Origin of the sequence: Profundibacterium mesophilum KAUST100406-0324, from assembly GCF_009835145.1 — a bacterium.
Classification (GTDB): domain Bacteria; phylum Pseudomonadota; class Alphaproteobacteria; order Rhodobacterales; family Rhodobacteraceae; genus Profundibacterium; species Profundibacterium mesophilum.
In genome coordinates, this window is record NZ_APKE01000045.1 from 1 (window position 1) to 6,117 (window position 6,117).

General features: G+C 58.8%; 6 protein-coding genes, 1 pseudogene and 1 riboswitch. Of the genes and pseudogenes, 6 read left to right on the forward strand and 1 reads right to left on the reverse strand.

The window, feature by feature from the left end; all coding sequences use genetic code 11:
- Positions 1-83 precede the first annotated feature (83 nt).
- A pseudogene (locus PMES_RS15850) lies at positions 84-334 on the reverse strand (transposase); the annotation flags it as partial.
- Positions 335-751: 417 nt separating this feature from the next.
- Positions 752-855: riboswitch (guanidine-I (ykkC/yxkD leader) on the forward strand.
- A 79-nt stretch (positions 856-934) separates the two neighbouring features.
- Here PMES_RS15850 and PMES_RS15855 point away from each other — a divergent pair.
- The 6 genes from PMES_RS15855 to PMES_RS15880 are packed head-to-tail and all read left to right on the forward strand — an operon-like array spanning position 935 to position 5,452.
- The gene (locus tag PMES_RS15855) at positions 935-1,981 is read left to right on the forward strand and encodes a putative urea ABC transporter substrate-binding protein (protein WP_236549850.1); all 1,047 of its coding nucleotides are present in this window, start codon (positions 935-937) and stop codon (positions 1,979-1,981) included.
- A gap of 30 nt (positions 1,982-2,011) precedes the next feature.
- Positions 2,012-2,824, forward strand: coding sequence for an ABC transporter permease (locus PMES_RS15860; RefSeq protein WP_159966700.1), 813 nt, complete (start codon positions 2,012-2,014; stop codon positions 2,822-2,824).
- On the forward strand, positions 2,821-3,588 hold the full coding sequence (locus PMES_RS15865) for an ABC transporter ATP-binding protein (RefSeq protein ID WP_159966701.1): 768 nt from the start codon (positions 2,821-2,823) through the stop codon (positions 3,586-3,588). Before PMES_RS15860 ends, PMES_RS15865 begins: the two co-directional genes overlap by 4 nt.
- Positions 3,569-4,816: an agmatinase family protein gene (locus PMES_RS15870; protein WP_201289024.1), complete on the forward strand. Its 1,248-nt coding sequence runs from the start codon at positions 3,569-3,571 to the stop codon at positions 4,814-4,816. Before PMES_RS15865 ends, PMES_RS15870 begins: the two co-directional genes overlap by 20 nt.
- Positions 4,803-5,294, forward strand: a complete 492-nt coding sequence (locus tag PMES_RS15875; RefSeq protein ID WP_159966702.1) for a hypothetical protein — start codon at positions 4,803-4,805, stop codon at positions 5,292-5,294. Before PMES_RS15870 ends, PMES_RS15875 begins: the two co-directional genes overlap by 14 nt.
- Complete coding sequence (locus PMES_RS15880; RefSeq protein ID WP_159966703.1) at positions 5,291-5,452, forward strand: hypothetical protein; 162 nt, start codon at positions 5,291-5,293, stop codon at positions 5,450-5,452. The genes PMES_RS15875 and PMES_RS15880 overlap by 4 nt, the downstream gene beginning before the upstream one ends.
- Positions 5,453-6,117 lie beyond the last annotated feature (665 nt).

The window sequence follows — 6,117 nt, forward strand, 5'->3', positions numbered from 1 at the left end:
TCCATCAGAATGCTCCTATCTCTCCACCGATGCCCGCAACAATAGCTGCGGTTTGGCGGGAAGGCAGTTCATCCCATTAGGTCAAGAAGCTTCTTGAGCTTGGCGTTCTCCTCCTCCAGTGCCTTCAGCCGCTTGGCCTCCGACACCGTCATGCCGCCGAACTTGGCCCTCCAGTTGTAGAAGGTGCCTTCCGACATGCCGTGCTGCCGGCACAGGTCAGCACACTTCGCGCCTGCCTCCTGCTCGGCAAGGATGCCCCCTCCCGGCAGCATTCTGCGAATGCGCCTGCCGGGCAGTGGATGATCTGTTCGTCCGTAAATCTCGTTCGCTTCATTGTCCGTCCTCAGCTTGAGCCGGACTCTAATCAACGGTGGAGGAAAAATCCCGTGGCAGGTCACCCCCCTTATTCGACCTTCATGCAGGCATTGGCAGCAGCCTGCAAACTGCCCTCCTGCCGAACGGCGAAACCATGACCATTTTTCTCAAAACGACTAATCGATCGTGGCGTCCAGAAAATATCTCTTTTCTCCTACTGTCCCAGCCACTCAACATTCAAAGCGTGAAAGCTCACTCAAACACAACGATGATGAACCTGTGAGTTTACCGCCAAGGCGAACGACCTTCGATTAAAAATGCGTCATGCCGCACCTGAACGATGAATTTGTCGTCAGTTACACGAAAAGAAAGTGGGCCGGAGTGCGTGATCCGAGGGCAGTCTTGACGCACTCACAGGATGCTTCGGAATATCGGGATGCAGGATGTCTAGGGTTCCGCCGCACAAGGGTCAGGTCCGAGAGATATCGTCAATCCGGCAAATTCCGGTGCGATACACGGCGGGGAAAAATCCCGGGAGGCTACTGCGCCGGTTTGACCCGCGCGCCGCATCCGTTCTCTACGCGGTCATTCCATGAATACAAACTTAATGGAGACCGAAATGAACAAGCTGATTTGCACTACCGCTCTTGTCGTGAGCCTTGCCACTGGCGCCCAAGCCGAGGCCAAAACTGATTTCAAACTCGCCTGGTCGATCTATGCCGGCTGGATGCCGTGGGGCTACCTGTCCGACAGCGGAATCATGGATAAATGGGCCGAGAAATACGGTATCACGGTCGAGATCACGCAGATCAATGACTACGTCGAATCGATCAACCAATATACGGCCGGTCAGTTCGACGGCGTATCGGCCACGAATATGGATACCCTCTCAATCCCAGCAGGCAGCGGTGTTGACACGACTGCGCTAATCGTCGGCGACTATTCCAACGGCAACGATGCGGTCATTCTGAAGGGCGATGGCGACCTGACGACGCTTGCTGGCATGTCCGTAAATCTCGTGGAACTCTCGGTCTCTCACTATCTGCTAGCGCGGGCGCTGGATACTGCAGGGCTGTCTGAATCCGATTTGGCCGGCGTCGTGAACACGTCCGATGCCGACATGGTTGCCGCCTTCGCCACCAATGACATTCAGGCTGTGGTGACTTGGAACCCCTTGGTGTCGACAATCATGGAGGACCCCGTCGCGACCAAATTGTTCGACAGCTCAGACATCGCCGGCGAGATTATCGACCTGATGGTCGTGAACACGCAAACGCTGGCAGACAATCCTGATTTTGGCAAAGCTGTTACGGGGGCATGGTATGAAGTCATGAGTCTGATGGCCGCTGGGGATGAGGAAGCGCTGACCGCGATGGCAGAAGCCTCCGGCACCGATCTGGCGGGCTACAAGTCGCAGTTGGACGCAACTCAGATGTTCTACGATCCGGCCGAGGCAGTTACCTTCACTTCCGACGCTGCCCTGTCTGAGACAATGACCAATGTCGCGGAGTTCCTATTCGACAAGGGCATTCTCGGCACCGGCGCGCCATCGGCGGACTTCGTCGGCGTCGCCTATCCGGGAGATGTCACCAGCGGGGACGCGAACAACGTGATGTTCCGCTACGACACGACCTACATGCAGATGGCCGCTGATGGCGCGCTGTGATCTGACTCAGCGCGCTTAGGGAATTCCGCAATGCGGATCATCAACATCAGGCCAAGCCGACCGACGGTCGTCGTCTTGGCGCTGCTGCCTTTCGTGGCGATCTTTATCGCCTACACGGTCGCGTCCGATATCCGTTTGGCGGCAAACCCCGCTGATAAGCTGTTGCCGGCACCGGAGACGGTGATGGAGACCGCAGGGCGGCTAGTCACGGAGGCCGACCGGCGCAGTGGTGACATTCTGTTCTGGCAGGACACATGGGCCAGTCTGCAACGGCTGTTGCTTGGTGTTGGCATCTCCTCTGCCATCGGGCTTGTCTTCGGTCTTTTGATTGGCTTGCTGCCGGTGGCACGTGCGCTGTTGGCACAGGTCGTGGCCGTGATTTCGATGATCCCGCCACTGGCGCTGCTGCCGATCCTGTTCATTGTCTTTGGTTTGGGCGAATTGTCCAAGGTTGTGCTGATTGTTATCGGCACCCTACCTTTCCTGATCCGCGACCTGTCCCAGCGGGTGCTGGAAGTGCCACAGGAATTGGTCGTCAAGGCGCAGACGCTTGGTGCGTCTACATGGGTCATTGCGGTCCGCGTGGCTCTGCCACAATTGATGCCGCGCCTCATTCAGGCGGTGCGCCTGTCGCTTGGCCCCGCATGGTTGTTCCTGATCGCGGCAGAGGCGATTGCAGCGGATGCGGGCCTTGGCTACCGGATTTTTCTAGTGCGCCGCTACCTCGCGATGGATGTGATCCTGACCTATGTCATGTGGATCACGCTGCTGGCCTTCCTCATGGACTGGGCGCTGCGCAGCCTGTCGCGCCGCACCTTCCCTTGGGCGGAGGACGGCTTGTGACCTACGTCCGCGTCGAGAACCTGTTCCAGAGCTATGGCCGTCGCCCGATCATCGAACGCGTCAACGTCGATGTCGCCGAAGGCGAATTCATTTCCATCGTCGGCGCCTCAGGCTGCGGTAAATCGACATTCCTGCGGCTTATGCTGGCGCAGGAAACACCAACACGCGGCCAGATTAGTATTAATGGTGCTAATCCCGCCCGCGAGCCGGGACTGGACCGGGGGATCGTGTTTCAACGGTATTCCGTCTTTCCTCATTTGACAGTGCGCGACAACATCGTCGCGGGGGAAAGCTTTCGGCGCGGCTGGGGTAGGTTCTGGGGTGCTGAACGTCGTGCAGCACTGGCCCGAGCCGACGAGACGTTGGCCCGCATCAGTCTGGATCATGTGGCAGACCAGTATCCTGCTACCCTGTCAGGTGGCATGCAGCAACGTCTGGCCATTGCGCAGGCCCTGGTAGCCAAGCCATCGGTGCTGCTGTTGGACGAACCTTTTGGCGCGTTGGACCCCGGCACGCGCCTCCAGATGCACGATTTCCTGACCGAATTGCGCGCCCAGGCCGCGATGACGGTTTTTATGGTCACCCACGATCTGGCAGAGGCCTTCAAGCTGGGTGACCGTGTGCTGGTGTTCGACAAGGTGCGCTGGGACCCGCAGGACCCGAACCTTCACGGCGCCACCATCACCTACGATTTCGATGCCCGCCATGGCGGCATCCCGTTTCAAACCCTCAAGGAGAAAACCAATGTTCCATACCCCGCGTGACCGGTCGCGTTCGCACAATCCGCGCGACATGCGCCATGATGCGCGCCGCCACCACCATCCCGATCTGTCGCAACTGCGCGGCTGGAAGGCGATGCAGGACGAAGCCGGACTAGCGAGTTCCGGCTGGGAGCAGGAAAAGAAATGGGCGCTGCGTATGGGTCTGACCGGTGCGGACAGCATCGAGGACAAGTCGATCCCGACCTTCGCGCGGGGGGAGCTGCCGCATTACGCTGGCATCAATACCTTCCTGAAAGCACCCTACGCCGAGGACGTGACAGAGGTCGGCGACTATGACGCCACCGTGCTGGGCATCCCGTTCGACGGCGGCACGACCTACCGTGCAGGCACCCGGTTCGGCCCGCAGGGGGTACGCAAGATTTCTGCACTTTATACGCCCTATAACTACGAAATGGCTGTCGATCTGCGCGAACAAATGACTCTGTGCGATGCAGGTGACGTGTTCACGATCCCCGCAAACATCGAAAAATCCTTCGACCAGATCAGCCGCGCGGTCAGCCACGTCGCCTCCTCGGGCAGCTTGCCGATCATGATCGGCGGCGACCATTCCATCGGCTTTCCCTGCCTGCGCGGAATTGCAGAATGCACCAGCAAGAAGATTGGCATCATCCACTTTGACCGCCATGCCGACATCCAGGAAAAGGACCTGGACGAACGGATGCACACCACGCCGTGGTTCCACGCGACCAACATGCCGAACGTGTCGGCCAAGAACCTCGTTCAGATCGGCATCGGCGGCTGGCAAGTGCCTCGCGACGCGGTGAAGGTCGCCCGCGACCGCGAGACGAACATTATTACCATGGGCGACATGGAAAAGATGGGCATCGACCGCACCGCCGAGATGGCGCTGGAAATGGCTTGGGACGGTGTCGACATGGTCTATTTGTCGTTCGACATCGACAGCATTGATTGCGGCTTTGTGCCCGGCACCGGCTGGCCGGAACCGGGCGGTTTCCTGCCGCGCGAGGCCTTGGGCCTTGTATCCAAGGTGGCCGCAGAAGGCATCTGCGGCATGGAACTGGTCGAGGTCGCACCGCCCTATGACCAGTCGGAGATCACCGCCCTGATGGGCACCCGCGTGATCGTGGACGTGCTGGGATCACTGGTCGCCTCTGGCAAGATGGGTGCGCACAAGCGGCACATGGACAAACCCGTCACGATCCCGCACGGGCAATTCGAAGGAAAGCGGTGGTCCAATGCCTCACGATAATGCACCGGGTCATCATCACCACGAGGACAGCCACGGGCACACACACGACCATAGTGATGGGCACGCACACGCGGGGCACAACCACAGCCACGCCGCCGATCACCTGCACAGCCACCTGCAAGAGGCGGACACCGCCGCCGAACTGCACGTCCTGACGACGCAGTTTATTGACGGTTTTACAGCCGCAAAAGACAAGATGTCCTACCTGCGGATCGCCGGTGTGCCGCTCGAGATTGCGGCCCCCGATGGCGGTCCGACAATGAAACTTGTGGACGTGAAACTGACGACCGAATGGCAGGTCGGCACCGCGTCTCCGTCGTTCGGGTCGCGCGAACTCAGCTATTTGCCCTACCCAGGCCCGATGGTGACGGAACGTACGAACATGGGCCTCGTCTATGTCTCGCTTGACGCCAAGCACGTCACCGATCTGCGCAGCTTTTTGCAAAACCACTCTGCCTCCCGAAAGGACCATGCATGAAATACGTTCTAACCTTGATTGCCCTCACCGCCGCCAGCCCCGCGGCGGCTCATGGTATCACGCCGATCCACGCCGGCTCTCCCGCGCCTTTGATTGCGGGAGTCGTGGTGCTGGCGGTCGCGGCGGCGCTCGCACGTCTTCGTCGGCACGCCGCCTGACGATCTGCACCGGTTCGGTACCTACTGGGCCGGTGCAAGTGCTTTTCTAGCTTAGGAGTCAGCGATCCTACCTGTTGCGGTCAGCAAGATCCGGTCGACATGCCAAGCTATAGTGTTTAGCGCCCAGAAATTTGGCGCATTTGTGACGGCCGGTTGACCGTGTGAGGTGTTTCGCGCAATGCTGAGGCTAAGTGCCTAACGCATATCGCAGCCCTGCAGTTCACTCAATTCGTCGGGTCCCAGCCAACGTCCGCTACTCGCTTTCCTCAACGAATGCGACATCACCATCAGTTGAGATTTTACGTGGGCAGCGAATGGTAGCTTCGTCCCGCACAGCCGACATCGCGGGCGACAACACTACCACCGCAGATTTCTGCGAGGGCATTCGTCTGTTGAGAACCGTTGCACTCGGGATCATGCGTGGTTCTTCAACACATACGGTAAGGGCTTGACCATTCTGTTTGGCCCTTTTCACGTTCGACACTATGTTCTTTGGTAATCAACTGATGACCTGCTCCCCTGCGAGTCCTCGTTTATAGGTTAGCTCTGTTCAGGGTTTGGTCGTTTTCAGCCCGTTGGTTTGAATAGGTCCGTGTTCTGTGGACGCCTTCTTCACTAATTTTGAGGCAAGGAGGCCATGATGAGCAGCAACAATTCAGCGACGA